This window comes from Brenneria tiliae, from assembly GCF_023347575.1.
Lineage (GTDB): Bacteria > Pseudomonadota > Gammaproteobacteria > Enterobacterales > Enterobacteriaceae > Brenneria > Brenneria corticis.
The window spans coordinates 1-13,967 of record NZ_JAKPCB010000079.1 but is presented as its reverse complement, the minus strand read 5'-3'; the positions used below and the strand labels follow the sequence as shown (position 1 = coordinate 13,967).

The 13,967-nt window shown below is 55.1% G+C and carries 12 protein-coding genes and 1 tRNA gene; 6 read left to right on the top strand and 7 right to left on the bottom strand.

What is annotated here, in order from left to right:
- The first annotated feature begins 214 nt into the window (after positions 1–214).
- Positions 215–1,096, top strand: a complete 882-nt coding sequence (locus MFP24_RS00705) for an integrase domain-containing protein (protein WP_249230862.1) — start codon at positions 215–217, stop codon at positions 1,094–1,096.
- Between the two features lie 706 nt (positions 1,097–1,802).
- Here the strand turns inward: MFP24_RS00705 and MFP24_RS00700 are convergent.
- From MFP24_RS00700 to aspA, 7 genes are all read right to left on the bottom strand, one after another.
- Positions 1,803–3,071 (bottom strand): tyrosine-type recombinase/integrase, encoded by a 1,269-nt coding sequence (locus tag MFP24_RS00700; RefSeq protein WP_249230861.1) that lies wholly within the window; start codon positions 3,069–3,071, stop codon positions 1,803–1,805.
- A gap of 161 nt (positions 3,072–3,232) precedes the next feature.
- Positions 3,233–3,308, bottom strand: a tRNA-Phe gene (locus tag MFP24_RS00695).
- A gap of 126 nt (positions 3,309–3,434) precedes the next feature.
- Positions 3,435–4,010 (bottom strand): transcriptional regulator, encoded by a 576-nt coding sequence (locus tag MFP24_RS00690; protein WP_249230860.1) that lies wholly within the window; start codon positions 4,008–4,010, stop codon positions 3,435–3,437.
- 43 nt (positions 4,011–4,053) lie between these two features.
- Positions 4,054–5,745, bottom strand: a complete 1,692-nt coding sequence (locus tag MFP24_RS00685; protein ID WP_249230859.1) for a protein-disulfide reductase DsbD — start codon at positions 5,743–5,745, stop codon at positions 4,054–4,056.
- Positions 5,721–6,053: a divalent cation tolerance protein CutA gene (cutA, locus tag MFP24_RS00680; protein WP_249230858.1), complete on the bottom strand. Its 333-nt coding sequence runs from the start codon at positions 6,051–6,053 to the stop codon at positions 5,721–5,723. Before cutA ends, MFP24_RS00685 begins: the two co-directional genes overlap by 25 nt.
- A 99-nt stretch (positions 6,054–6,152) precedes the next feature.
- The gene (locus MFP24_RS00675; protein ID WP_249230857.1) at positions 6,153–7,454 is read right to left on the bottom strand and encodes an anaerobic C4-dicarboxylate transporter; all 1,302 of its coding nucleotides are present in this window, start codon (positions 7,452–7,454) and stop codon (positions 6,153–6,155) included.
- A gap of 122 nt (positions 7,455–7,576) precedes the next feature.
- Complete coding sequence (gene aspA, locus MFP24_RS00670; RefSeq protein ID WP_249230856.1) at positions 7,577–9,016, bottom strand: aspartate ammonia-lyase; 1,440 nt, start codon at positions 9,014–9,016, stop codon at positions 7,577–7,579.
- Positions 9,017–9,399: 383 nt separating this feature from the next.
- Between aspA and MFP24_RS00665 the strand changes: the two genes are divergently transcribed.
- The 5 genes from MFP24_RS00665 to ubiA all read left to right on the top strand — a co-directional run bounded on the left by MFP24_RS00665 (position 9,400) and on the right by ubiA (position 13,810).
- Positions 9,400–9,873 (top strand): FxsA family protein, encoded by a 474-nt coding sequence (locus MFP24_RS00665; RefSeq protein ID WP_136165668.1) that lies wholly within the window; start codon positions 9,400–9,402, stop codon positions 9,871–9,873.
- Positions 9,874–10,095: 222 nt separating this feature from the next.
- Positions 10,096–10,389, top strand: coding sequence for a co-chaperone GroES (locus tag MFP24_RS00660; RefSeq protein ID WP_009114523.1), 294 nt, complete (start codon positions 10,096–10,098; stop codon positions 10,387–10,389).
- 47 nt (positions 10,390–10,436) lie between these two features.
- Positions 10,437–12,089 (top strand): chaperonin GroEL, encoded by a 1,653-nt coding sequence (groL, locus tag MFP24_RS00655; RefSeq protein WP_009114522.1) that lies wholly within the window; start codon positions 10,437–10,439, stop codon positions 12,087–12,089.
- A gap of 311 nt (positions 12,090–12,400) precedes the next feature.
- Entirely contained in the window at positions 12,401–12,922 is a 522-nt protein-coding gene (ubiC, locus tag MFP24_RS00650) for a chorismate lyase (RefSeq protein WP_407062007.1), read from the top strand.
- 24 nt (positions 12,923–12,946) lie between these two features.
- A complete protein-coding gene (gene ubiA / locus MFP24_RS00645) occupies positions 12,947–13,810 on the top strand; it encodes a 4-hydroxybenzoate octaprenyltransferase (protein WP_263458365.1) in 864 nt (287 codons plus the stop codon).
- Positions 13,811–13,967 lie beyond the last annotated feature (157 nt).

The following is a 13,967-nucleotide window of genomic DNA, read 5'->3' as shown; positions in this document are numbered from 1 at the left end:
GAGGGGGATCAGGACGATCCGGGGGATAACCCGCGTCAGCGGGCGGCTGCTCAGAGAGCACCACCGAAGCCCCGCAACACCTCAACGGCTGCCGCCCCGGCGCTCAGGTATCGTTCGCAGCCCCGACAAAAATCAGGGGCTATCGGCCTATGCGCCGGGGAAGGTTGTATCTGTTTTGGATTTTGCGGCAATCATGAAAGGTGGACATGCAAAAATGAGTCTTCTGGAGCAGGAAATGAAAACGCTGGCGCGACAGGCGGGCGGCAGTCATAAAACCGTTCATGACCGTATGGCGCTGGCTCAGCGATTTTGTGAGCGCTTACTGGGGCAGAATGTACAGATCCGGCGGGTGGAGCAACTGAAAGCCCGACATATTGAGAGTTACGTTCGTGAACGGTTGGAACAGGGCATAACGAAACGCAGCCTGCAAAACGAAATGGCGGCGCTCCGCTGTCTGCTGAAGCAGGCCGGACGCAGTAGGCTTGCAGCCAGTGAGCGACTAAGTAACCGCTCACTGGGGCTGTCCGGCGTATCCCGCAACGGCACCCGGCGGGCGATTACGGCGGAGTATTATCGGCAGGTGCTGGAAATCGCTCGCGCAAAAGACGCCGGGATGGCGGCGGCGCTGGAACTTTCAAGGTTGATGGGCCTGCGTTCACAGGAAGCGGTGCAGTGCGCGCAATCGCTTAGGACGTGGAAACAGGCGCTGGAGCGTGATGAAACCCGGCTGACCATCGTTTTCGGCACCAAAGGCGGACGGTCCCGCGAGACAATAATTCTGGATGCTGGCGCAGTCAGAAAAGCGCTGGAAAATGCGTTAGCTGTGGCAGAACAACGTAATGGCAGGCTGATTGACAGGCCCGACCTGAAAAGCGCGATGAAATATTGGCACGGTCAGGCGTCGCGTATCGGCTTGACTGGCGCATATTCCCCGCATTCATTGCGTTACGCCTGGGCGCAGGATGCGATTCGTCATTATCTGGCGCAGGGATTCAGTGAAAAAGAGGCGCTGGCGCTGACGGCGATGGATCTGGGGCACGGCGACGGGCGCGGGCGGTACGTGGCGCAGGTTTATGGCAGTCGGGGGGGATACTGACTGATAGTTTTTTGGTACTCAATCGTTATCCACCGGGAAATATTTGCGGGTAAACGTGATGAGGCTTTTTCCTTTTACTTTCTGTTATTTCAATCGAAATGACTATTCATAAGGTATTATCTTTCATAACCCGTATCAATAATCGGTTTTTGTACAAAAATATTTGGGGCCAAATAATTTTGTACGATTTCCTATCGATACTGGTGCAATTAATAGCCAAAGGAAATCGCAACGTTGCGACAGGAATTATCGCTACTGCGTTACGCGAATAAAAACAGTTGCGCCAGAAAAGGAAAAGGCCGAAAGGGTAAAGGAAAGCTAAGGGTAACAGCGCCAAACCGGAAAGGGCCAAAGGGCTGAAAAGGTCGTGATTGGCGCAGTTCGATGTTCGTTCGACAATGCTTTGGTGCAGAGCTGCGACTTCCTGGCAACAGGAATCTGGTTCAGTTGGCCGGAATATCGGGTTCTGGCGCAGTGTCGTGTCGGAAGAAAATCATCCTATGGTGCAGATTTTTTCATCGTCGCCATGATGATAAGTTTTCCTTTAAAAATTTCCCGTATTGATAGGTAACGACCTAAAAATATTCTGCCAGAATAATTTTAGGCGTTCCCCGATTAATCGTTAAAAATACGAATGTAAAACCTTTCAGAAAACAAAGGAGCAGATCCCGCTAGTCAGGATCTGCTCCTGTCAGAAAATTAACGGTCAGGCTGTACCCGCGACCTTATGCTGCCGTGCATAAATATACGGCGCAACATATCCATCCCGGCTGACGTCCAGATAATCCGACCACCACTGCATCATTTCGATTCTGGCTTCCAGATGCTCGGCCTTATGCACATAGGCGGCCCGCACGCCGTTGCGCTCTTTGTGACTCATCTGCCGCTCAATGGCATCCCTTGACCACAATCCAGACTCGTTCAGCGCGCTACAGGCCATTGTCCTGAAACCGTGGCCGCACACTTCGGTTTTGGTGTCATAGCCAATCACGCGCAGCGCCTTGTTGATGGTGTTTTCACTCATCGGCTTGTTCAGGGTATTTGCGCCCGGAAAAACGAAGACCGACTCGCCGGAAATCGCCTGAATCTGTTGCAGCAGGGCGACCGCCTGCCGCGACAACGGCACCAGATGCTCGTCCTTCATCTTTGCGCCACGCTCAGAAAACCTTACGCCTTTAACCGTTTCACGTTTTGCAGGCACGGTCCAGATATGCGCTTTCAGATTGAATTCATCCCAGCGCGCATAACGTAGTTCACTGGAGCGCAGGAAAACATGCAGGCTTAATTCCAGCGCCAGACGAGTCAGCATCCGGCCTTTGTAGTTCTCAATCTTCACCAGTAGTTCAGGCAGGCGTTTCAGCGGCAGGGCGGGGTGATGTTGGGTCACCACCGGGGTCACGACGCCGTCCAAATCGTAAGCCGGATTGTATTTGATTACGCCCTGCTGTACCGCGTGGCGCATGATTTTGGTCAGATGCTGGCGTACCCGCCCGGCGACGTCATGCACGCCTTTATCGTCGATGGCTTTAACCAACTGCGCCAGATGCCGGGTCTCAATCAGAGCGATAGCCATCGCACCGATCGCGGGGAAAACGTAGCGTTTCAGGCAGGTGAGGATCTTATCGGCGTGAGCGTCCGACCAGAGCTTAAGGCAACTGGTGTGCCATGCGGTGGCGATGTACTGAAAGGTGCGGGATTCATCAACGGCGGCGTTATCCGTTTTGCGCATCAGGGCAGGGCAGAGGTCGGACGCCAGTAGCTTACGCGCCGCATCGCGCTTTTCACGGGCTTCCGCCAGTGTAGTTTGAGGGTAGGGACCAAAAGCCAGACGACTTTCTTTACCGCCGAGGCGATAGCGGAAATACCATAGCTTAGCGCCGCTGGTGGATACCGTCAGGTACAGACCTTGCGAGTCAGTGAGCTTATAAGATTTTGTGAGAGGTTTCGCGGATCGGACTTTGCTGTCAGTTAACATATGAGGGTCACTCCCGTTCATCGAACTGAACGACCCGCAATCTGACCCACAAATTCCCCGATACGAAGGGATAAATCAAAACGTATCGGAAAAGATTTTCACGCCAACTTATTGAATCACAACAACATAGGGATTGATAAGGAGGCATAAAAAAGGAAAGGTGGTGCCCGGACTCGGAATCGAACCAAGGACACGAGGATTTTCAATCCTCTGCTCTACCGACTGAGCTATCCGGGCAACGGGGCGCATTAAACCGTATTGCCTGCGCGTCGTCAACGGGTTTGTGAGCGAAAGCGCGGAAAACCCGACTGACTGCCGACTTTTCAGCCAGCGTTCGGGGGGCGCCGCGCATTGCGCCGGGTATCAGGTCAGGGCGCCATTTTTGCGGCAGAGTGAAAAGCGCAGTACGTCTTCGGCCAGCCGCCGTGCGGTGGCGATGCTGGAAGCCTGGCGTTTTACCAGCAGCCGGCTTAAGCAGCCCTCCAGGATAAGCTCCATCTGCTGCGCCACCATTTCCGGATCGTCCGTTTCCAACGCCTCCAGTAAATCGCGCGTATAGCGATAAGACTCCTGCTTTTGCTGTTCCGCAATCTGGTGAATGGGATGGTCAACGTCGGGAAAGAAGCTGCAGGCGGCAATAAACAGGCAGCCAGGGTAACGCTGTTGTTTTACCGCATCATGCAGGACCTGATATCGCGCCAGAAGTTTTTGCTCAATGCTTTTCGTGTCGTCCAGCAGGAGCTGTCGCCGCCAGACATCGACCTGCTGGCTGTGATGGCGCAGGCTGTCATAAAGCAGGGCTTCGCGGTCGGGCCAGAAAGGCCGTAGTTCCGCTACGGGAACATCCATTTTTTTCGCCAGCATCTCCAGCGTGGTCATTGCGAAACCGTGCTGCTCCAGCAGAGTGAGCGCATGTTCAAGAACCTCTTCCCGTTGCATTGGGTCTCCTCCAGAAGAGCGGTGGCCAGATAAATAGTGTCGTTTAAGGAGCGTACTTCTGCAAATGCGCGTGAAACTTCTCCGCGTCCATAAAACCGGTCACCCGCGAGCCGGGGATCTCTTTGCCCTGCGCGTCAAAAAATAAAATCGTCGGCAGCCCCAGTACCTGCAGCCGTTGCAGCAGCGTATTCTGTTCCGCCCGGTTGGCGGTGACGTCAGCCTGTAATAGCGACATGCGCGATAAATGACGTTGCACGTCGTTGTCGCTGAAGGTGTATTTTTCAAACTCTTTACAGGCCACGCACCAGTCAGCGTAAAGATCTAGCATGACGGGGCGATGACTCTCAGCCAGCGCCTTGTCCAGCCCGGCAATATTGGTTACCGGCATAAAATTGAGGGCGGAAGAGGCGTGTTGCCGTTCAGAGCCTGCGGGAGGGAATACCCACTCCTGCAGCGGCCGGGCGGCGATTAACGCCCCCGCCAACAGCAGCAGTTGAACAACCCGCATTCCCCGTTTGCGGCTGCGCAAGCTCAGGGTAAACGCCCAGCCGAAGAAAGCGACGCCGAGCAGGCTCCATAGCCTTATTCCCCAGTTTTCGCCCAGTATGCGCTCCAGCAGAAAGACGGGCAGCGCCAGAATGACGAAGCCGAACGCTTCTTTAACGTATTGCATCCACGGACCGCTGCGCGGCAACAGGCGATTGCCGAACAGGGTGATCGCAATCAGCGGCAACCCCATCCCTAAAGCATACAGATACAGCGTGCCGCCCCCGGCCAGCAGATTGCCGCTTTGCGCAATATAAAGCAGGATCGCGCTGAGCGGCGCGGTGGTACAGGGAGAGCAAATCAGTCCCGCCAGCGCGCCCATGCTGAAAACGCCGGTCAGAGAACCGCTCTGCTGACGATTACTCCATTCCGCCAGTCTGGTTTGCACGGCGGACGGCAATTGCAGGGTATACAGGCCGAACATCGCCAGCGCCAGCGCGATAAACAGCGCCGACAGAGCAATCAGGACGTAAGGATGTTGCAGCGCCGCCTGAAAACGCAGCCCGGCGGCGGCGACAATCAGCCCCAGCAGCGTGTAGGTCAGCGCCATACCCTGCACGTAGGTCATCGACAGCCAAAAGGTGCGCCGGGGCGTCAGCGGCGCTTTTCTGCCGAGCACCAGGGCGGATATCAGCGGATACATCGGCAGCACGCAGGGGGTAAAGGCGACGCCAATGCCAATCAGCAGCGCCCACCAGGGCGAGAAGGGCAGCGGAGTGGCCGCGGAACCGGCGGGTGCGGTTGGGGAAATCTGCCGCAGCGGGATAACCCGGGTTTCCGGCGGATAGCAAAATCCGGCATCGGCGCAGCCCTGATAGGTGACGCTTACCGTGGCGTTTTCATGCGCCTGAAGCAGTGGAATATCCAGCGCCAATTGCTGTTTAAAGATGAAAACCTCGCCGAAAAACTCGTCCCGATGGCTGATGCCCGGCGGTAAGTCGACGTTGCCGAGCACGGCATTGCCGCTTTCCAGTTTGATCTGCTGGCGATAGAGATAATAGCCGGGCTGTATCTCCCAGCGTACGGTCAGTTGGTTTTCCCGCTGTTGGAAATCGAAGGCGAAAGCCCGATCGACGGGTAAAAACCGGTTACCGCCAATCGCGTTTTGAGCGAACGGCGCGGCCGTGGCGGCGATAGCGCCGCATGTTGCCCAAACCAGGATAATCAGCGTAAAGAAGCGTCGAGCCATGTCAGATAATCGCTATCGCCGCCCAGTACCGGCAACACCAGCAGTTCCGGCGTCTGGTAAGGATGGTGTTGTTTCAGGTGATCCAGCAGAGCCTGCTGATGCGAGGCGTCGCTTTTGATCAGCATCTGTACTTCGGATTGCTGCTCCAGCTTGCCTTGCCAATAATAAAGCGAGCGGGCGCCGGGAAAGAGGGTGACGCAGGCGGCGAGCCGGGCCGCCAGCAACGAGTCGGCAAGCCGTTGCGCGCAAGGCTCGTCGGGCGCGGTACAGAGTATGACGACGGCGTCGCAGGCTGGGCTGTCGGACATCGCGGCCTCGGTTTCAGGTGAACATGCGGACACTATACCTTGCTTTACGGCATGAGGGGAATGATGCGGATCGGCGCGGTTGGCCGATCCGTTCGCGGGTTACAGCAGAATATTTCCGAGAATAAAGCCGAAAGTCACCGATAGCGCAATGGCCAGCACGCCAGGGATCAGAAATGAATGGTTAAAGACATATTTGCCGATGCGCGTTGAACCGGTATCGTCCATTTCAACGGCGGCCAGCAGCGTAGGATAAGTCGGCAAGACAAACAGCGCCGAGACCGCGGCGAAAGAGGCGACCGCAGTAACCGGAGAGACGCCAAGCAGCAGGGCTGCGGGCATCAATGCTTTTGCCGTCGCGGCCTGGGAGTAAAGCAGGGTTGCGGCGAAGAACAGCACTACGGCGAGCATCCACGGATAGTTCTGCAACAACGCGCCCGCCGTTTCCTGAATATCGGAAATATGGGATTTAACAAACGTATCGCCCAGCCAGGCGACGCCCATGACGCAAACACATGCGCTCATGCCCGATTTAAAGGTGCTGGCGGAGAGGATCCGCGCCGTGTCTATCTTGCAGGTAATGCAAATCAAGGTAGCGACCGTCAGCATAAACACCACGATGGCTTCGTTACGCGGTAAAACCGGGTTCTGGATCAGGCCAACCGTGTCGCTGATGGCGGTGGCATACAGCACCACGGCGACGATGCCAAACAGAAATAACGCCACCGAACGTCCGGCGCCGGGTTTGCTTTCCAGTTTGCTGACGCCGCGCAGCACGGTTTCGCCTTTTTTCAGACGTTCCTGATACACTTTGTCATGTTTAAGATCTTTTCCCAGAAAGTTACTGACGATAGCGGTCAGCAAAACGGCGGTCAGCGTCGTGGGGATACAGATACCCAGCAACATCAGATAGCTGACGCCCACAGGTTCCAGGATCCCCGCAACAAACACCACCGCGGCCGAAATGGGGGAGGCGGTGATGGCGATCTGTGAGGCCACTACGGCAATCGACAACGGGCGGGAAGGGCGGATGCCCTGCTCTTTGGCGACTTCGGCAATCACCGGCAGGGTAGAGAAGGCGGTGTGGCCGGTTCCCGCCAGGATGGTCATGAAATAGGTGACCAGCGGCGCCAGAAAAGTCACGTATTTGGGCTGACGGCGCAGTAATTTTTCGGCCAGACCGACCAGATAATCCATCCCGCCGGCTACCTGCATGGCGGCAATTGCAGCGATAACCGCCATGATGATTTCAATCACATCAAAGGGAATAACGCCGGGTTTTATCTGTAGCCCAAGGGTAAGAACCAGCACGCCCAGACCGCCGGCAAAACCGATGCCGATGCCTCCCAGTCGTGCCCCGAGATAGATGGCCAGTAAAACAATAAGTAGTTCCAGGGTAATCATGAAAGATACTCCTTTTATGTAGGGTATTTTATATAAGTTTTTCTTATGGCTATGTAAAACATAAAATAAAGGCACGCAGCTCTTTGGGAACAGACGTGCCTGGTATGGACTAGGCGATGCTTTTAGGACAGATCGTTCTCGTCGGTGTAGCGTTTGGCTTTGTACGCCGGGTGCATCAGGTTCTGAGTAGAGAAAATATCATCCAGTTCAGACTCGGTCAGCAGACCGCGCTCCAGCACCACTTCACGTACGCTTTTCCCGGTTTCCGCACAGATCTTGCCGACGATATCGCCGTTATGGTGGCCGATAAAGGGATTAAGGTAAGTAACGATGCCAATGGAATTAAACACATACGCTTCGCAGACTTCTTTATTGGCGGTAATGCCGTTGACGCATTTTTCCCGCAGGTTGTGGCAGGCGTTGGTCAGAATATGGATTGACTCGAACATCGCCTGCCCGATCACCGGCTCCATCACGTTCAGCTGCAACTGGCCGGCTTCGGAAGCCATGGTGACGCAGGTATCGTTGCCGATAACCTTGAAACACACCTGATTGACCACTTCCGGCACCACCGGGTTGACCTTGGCCGGCATGATTGACGAGCCGGCCTGCAGCTCCGGCAGGTTAATTTCGTTCAGACCGGCGCGCGGCCCGGATGACAGCAGGCGCAGGTCGTTACAGATTTTCGACAGTTTCACCGCCAGGCGCTTAAGCGAACTGTGAACCATCACGTAAGCGCCGCAGTCGGACGTGGCCTCAATCAGGTCTTCCGCCGGAATACACGGCAGGCCGCTGACTTCCGCCAACCGCTGTACCGCCAGTTGCTGATAGCCGTCCGGGGTGTTCAGCCTGGTGCCGATCGCCGTCGCCCCCAGGTTGACTTCCAATAACAGTTCCGCGGTACGCAGCAGGTTTTTGTTTTCTTCTTTCAGTAACACGTTGAAGGCGTGGAACTCTTGTCCCAACGTCATGGGAACCGCATCCTGCAGCTGGGTACGCCCCATTTTCAATACGTCGGCAAATTCCTGGGCTTTGCGTTCGAAGCCGTCGCCAAGCAGCGTCAGCGCATCAATCAATTTCAGAATGGCGGCGTAAACGGCGATACGGAATCCGGTGGGGTAGGCGTCGTTGGTCGATTGGCATTTGTTCAGATGATCGTTCGGATTCAGGTACTGGTATTCGCCTTTCCGGTGTCCCATCAATTCCAGGCCGATATTGGCCAGCACCTCGTTGGTATTCATGTTTACCGAGGTGCCCGCGCCGCCCTGATAGACATCGATCGGGAATTGATCCATGCATTTGCCGTTATTCAACACCTCATCGCAGGCCTGGATGATGACATCGGCAATTTTCCGCGGGATGGTTTGCAGCTCCTTGTTCGCCAGCGCAGCCGCTTTCTTAACCATTACCATGCCGCGCACAAATTCCGGGATATCGCTGATTTTGCTGTTGCTGATGTAAAAGTTTTCAACCGCCCGTAGGGTATGCACGCCGTAATAAGCTTCTGCGGGAACTTCTTTAGTACCTAACAGGTCTTCTTCAATACGAACATTATCTGACATGATAGCCTTCTATTATTCTGCTGCTGACCAGCGCCAAAGTGAAATGATTGTACGATCACAGACGACAGTCGCAGAATGTTTAACCATAACCGCATCCGTTGTCATTATGATGTTCTGCAAGTCAAAAAAATAGTAGCCTGGATCACTATCCGTCCCGTCGTTTGAACTCAGTCAAACGAACTGTGATAGTCATCACGCGTAACTATTTTAAGATAATAAATGGTCCTGCCATGGCTTGAAAATAGTCAATCGCGCTACCATCTCAGTAGATTATAATGTGCAGTGCGGTGATGCCTGGTCATATTTGTTTTCAATAACATAATTTGTTTACAACAACCGCGTTTGTTTTTAACAGCATGCGTTTTCAAAAACAGGAGAGTCGGGTGCGCTGGTTACCGTTACTATTAATTTTTCTTTTCGTTTACATAGAGATATCGCTGTTTATTCAGGTAGCAGAGGTACTCGGCGTAGCGATGACCCTGTTGCTGGTGATCTTTACTTCTTGCGTCGGCGTGTCGCTGGTGCGTAACCAGGGCATGAAAACCATCGTCCAGATGCAGCAGAAAATGGCACTGGGCGAAAGTCCGGCCGCCGAGATGGTCAAAAGCGTATCGCTGGTGCTGGCGGGCTTCCTGCTGCTGATCCCGGGGTTCTTTACCGATTTCCTCGGGTTGCTGCTGCTGCTGCCGCCGGTACAAAAGCGGTTAACCCTCCGGCTGATGCCCCACTTGCACATTTGGCGTTCCGGCCCCGGCGCTCCCCCTTCCTCCGACGGCAATACGTTTGAAGGCGAATACCAGCGCAAAGACGACGGCCGTAGAAATATTGAGCAGCGGGATGAAAAAGACGATCGCTGAACGCGGCGATGAATCGAAGAATACGCAAGGATTATCGTATTGATAATCCTTGTTTTTTTATTCATTGATAACAAAAAAACGCTACTTAACGCAAAAAAAATAAATTTCCTCCCTTGAAGGGATAGGAAACGCCCCCACTTAGAACACCACAAGGCCGGATATGAGGGCATATCCGGCGTTTATCCCAAAACTGATATGGACTTTCTCAAAGGAGAGCTATCAATGAAAATTCGTCCATTGCATGACCGCGTGATCGTCAAGCGCAAAGAAGTTGAGTCCAAATCTGCTGGCGGCATCGTTCTGACCGGCTCCGCCGCAGGTAAATCTACTCGTGGCGAAGTACTGGCCATCGGCCATGGTCGCATCCTGGAAAACGGCGAAGTGAAACCACTGGATGTGAAAGTAGGCGACATCGTTATTTTCAATGATGGCTACGGCGTGAAAGCAGAGAAGATCGACAACGATGAAGTGTTGATCATGTCCGAAAGCGACATTCTGGCAATCGTTGAAGCGTAATTGCGCGTAACTCATCTGAACTGAACGAATTTAAGGGAAATACACCAATGGCAGCTAAAGACGTAAAATTCGGTAATGACGCTCGCGTAAAAATGCTGCGCGGCGTAAATGTACTGGCTGATGCAGTGAAGGTTACCCTGGGCCCGAAAGGCCGCAACGTTGTGTTGGATAAATCCTTCGGTGCACCCACTATTACTAAAGACGGCGTGTCCGTTGCGCGTGAAATCGAACTGGAAGACAAGTTCGAAAACATGGGCGCGCAGATGGTGAAAGAAGTTGCCTCCAAAGCGAACGACGCGGCCGGCGACGGTACCACCACCGCCACCGTACTGGCTCAGTCGATCATCACTGAAGGCCTGAAAGCGGTTGCCGCGGGCATGAACCCGATGGATTTGAAACGCGGTATCGATAAAGCCGTTATCGCCGCCGTTGAAGAGCTGAAAAAGCAATCCGTACCCTGTTCGGATTCCAAAGCCATCGCTCAGGTGGGCACCATCTCCGCCAACTCCGACGAAACCGTGGGCAAACTGATTGCCCAGGCGATGGAGAAAGTGGGTAAAGAAGGCGTTATCACCGTTGAAGAAGGTTCCGGCCTGCAGGACGAATTGGACGTGGTTGAAGGTATGCAGTTTGACCGCGGATATCTGTCCCCTTACTTCATCAACAAACCGGAAACCGGCTCCGTCGAGCTGGAAAGCCCGTTCATCCTGCTGGCTGACAAGAAAATCTCCAACATCCGCGAAATGTTGCCGGTGCTGGAAGCGGTTGCCAAAGCAGGCAAGCCGCTGCTGATCGTGGCGGAAGACGTTGAAGGCGAAGCGCTGGCGACGCTGGTGGTCAACACCATGCGCGGCATCGTGAAAGTGGCCGCGGTTAAAGCGCCTGGCTTCGGCGACCGCCGTAAAGCCATGCTGCAGGATATCGCCATCCTGACCGGCGGTACCGTTATCTCTGAAGAGATCGGTCTGGAGCTGGAGAAAACCACGCTGGAAGATCTGGGTCAGGCAAAACGCGTTGTTATCAACAAAGACACCACCATCATCATCGATGGCGTGGGTGACGAAGGCGCCATTCAGGGCCGTGTTACTCAGATCCGCCAGCAGATTGAAGATGCGACGTCCGACTACGACAAAGAAAAACTGCAGGAGCGCGTGGCTAAACTGGCAGGCGGCGTAGCCGTTATCAAAGTCGGCGCGGCGACTGAAGTTGAAATGAAAGAGAAGAAAGCCCGCGTTGAAGACGCCCTGCACGCTACTCGCGCCGCAGTGGAAGAAGGCGTGGTTGCCGGCGGCGGCGTGGCGCTGATTCGTGCCGCTTCCTCCATCAGCGCGGCCGGCCTGAAAGGCGACAACGAAGACCAGAACGTGGGCATCAAAGTTGCGCTGCGCGCCATGGAATCTCCGCTGCGCCAGATCGTGGTCAATGCCGGTGAAGAAGCCTCGGTGATCGCCAACAACGTTAAAGCCGGCGAAGGCAGCTACGGCTATAACGCCTACACCGAAGAGTACGGCGATATGATCGGCATGGGTATCCTGGATCCGACCAAAGTGACCCGTTCCGCTCTGCAATACGCCGCATCCATCGCCGGCCTGATGATCACCACCGAATGTATGGTGACCGACCTGCCGAAAGAAGATAAAGCCGATTTAGGCGCTGCCGGCGGTATGGGCGGCATGGGTGGTATGGGCGGCATGATGTAATACCGCGTCACCGCCGTGGGGCTGATGTTCCGTGGCGGTTTGACCGGGTTTAGCGTCATTTCTCCCGCAAAAGGCACTGTCCGGCTGATTATCGCCGGCCGGTGCCTTTTCTATTTGTTTACCCGCCGGCCTCCGGTTATTTTCCCCGCTCGCCATGCCGTTTCGTGACGCCTTTCCCTCTGCGGAAAATTGCAAAAATGTTACCGTATCAGGTATCAATTGGTTTAGAGCGTGTTATCGGAGCGCTATTCTGCGCTACAATATGAGACGTTTACTTTATTTACCAAGCAACCCTGAGTGGAGTAGGGATGATGTCCGATAATGCGCAAATTTCCCTGCGCGCTGTTGAATGGTTTAGCGAACAGCCCGCAATGATGCCTGCGCATATCGAGAGCTGGCTGATGGAAACCGCGTCAATGACGCAGCGCCTCGACGGCTATTGCGATCGCCTGACGGTGTCCGTCCGCGATGAGCGTTTTATCCCGCCGCAGGCGTTGCATGACGAACGCGCGCATCTGCCCGTCAGTGAGCGTTATTGGCTGCGTGAGGTCGTGCTTTACGGCGACGGGCGTCCCTGGCTGTTTGGCCGCACCCTGATCCCCCAACAAACGCTGGACGGCGCAGGCGCCGCGCTGATGAACATCGGCAACGTCCCGCTGGGGCGCTACCTGTTTCAGCATGATGCCCTGACGCGTGACTATATCCATACCGGACGCGGCGAAGGTTTATGGGCGCGTCGTTCCCGTTTGCGTCTTTCCGGTCATCCATTGTTGTTGACCGAGCTGTTTTTACCACAGGCGCCGCTTTATTTTACGGATAGCCGTGAAGGCTAGCCGGCAATTTAGGAGATTAATCCGTTGGAAAGAAGTGTAACCGCGGGGAAGTGGCTGGCTTACTGTCGGTTGATGCGTATTGATAAGCCGATAGGTTCTCTGCTGCTGCTATGGCCGACGTTATGGGCGCTATGGCTGGCCGGACGGGGAACGCCTGAACCGTGGACATTGCTGGTTTTCGTCGCCGGCGTCTTTTTAATGCGGGCGGCGGGCTGCGTCATCAATGATTATGCCGATCGCCATTTCGACGGGCACGTAAAGCGCACGGCCTCGCGTCCGCTGCCCAGCGGCATGGTCAGCGAGCAGTCGGCCAAGGTGCTGTTCGTGGTGCTGGTGCTGCTGGCGTTCGGCCTGGTGCTGACGTTGAACATGATGGCCATCTGGCTTTCCGTCGCCGCGCTGGCGCTGGCGTGGATCTACCCGTTTATGAAGCGCGTCAGCCATCTGCCCCAGTTTGTTCTGGGGGCGGCGTTCGGCTGGTCGATACCCATGGCCTACGCCGCGGTGAGCGAGTCCCTGCCCGCAACCTGCTGGATGATGTTTCTGGCCTATGTCTGCTGGACGGTGGCTTACGACACCCAGTACGCGATGGTGGACCGCGACGATGACCTCAAGATCGGCATCAAATCCACCGCCATCCTATTCGGCCGTTTTGACACCTTGATTATCGGTCTGCTGCAGTTGGTCATGCTGTTGCTGCTGGCGGCGCTGGGGTATATGGCGGCGTTGGGGCCGGTATTCTATCTGGCGCTGCTGGTCGCCGCCGCGCTGTTTGTCTACCAGCAGAAGTTGATTGCCGGGCGCGAGCGGGACGCCTGTTTCCGCGCCTTCAAGAATAACAACTATGTCGGCATGGCGCTGTTTGTCGGCGTGCTGTGCGGTCTGTAAATGGAAAGAAAGGCGGCGTTCCCGCCGCCTTTCAGACTGTTGACAAAGTCCTGGCCTCCCGGTCAGGACTTTGATCTAATAAGGTCAGTGCAAAAAACGGACTGACCGCCATGCTCAGAGAACCCGCCCCACAGCAGTACCAGTTTGAAATGGTTAC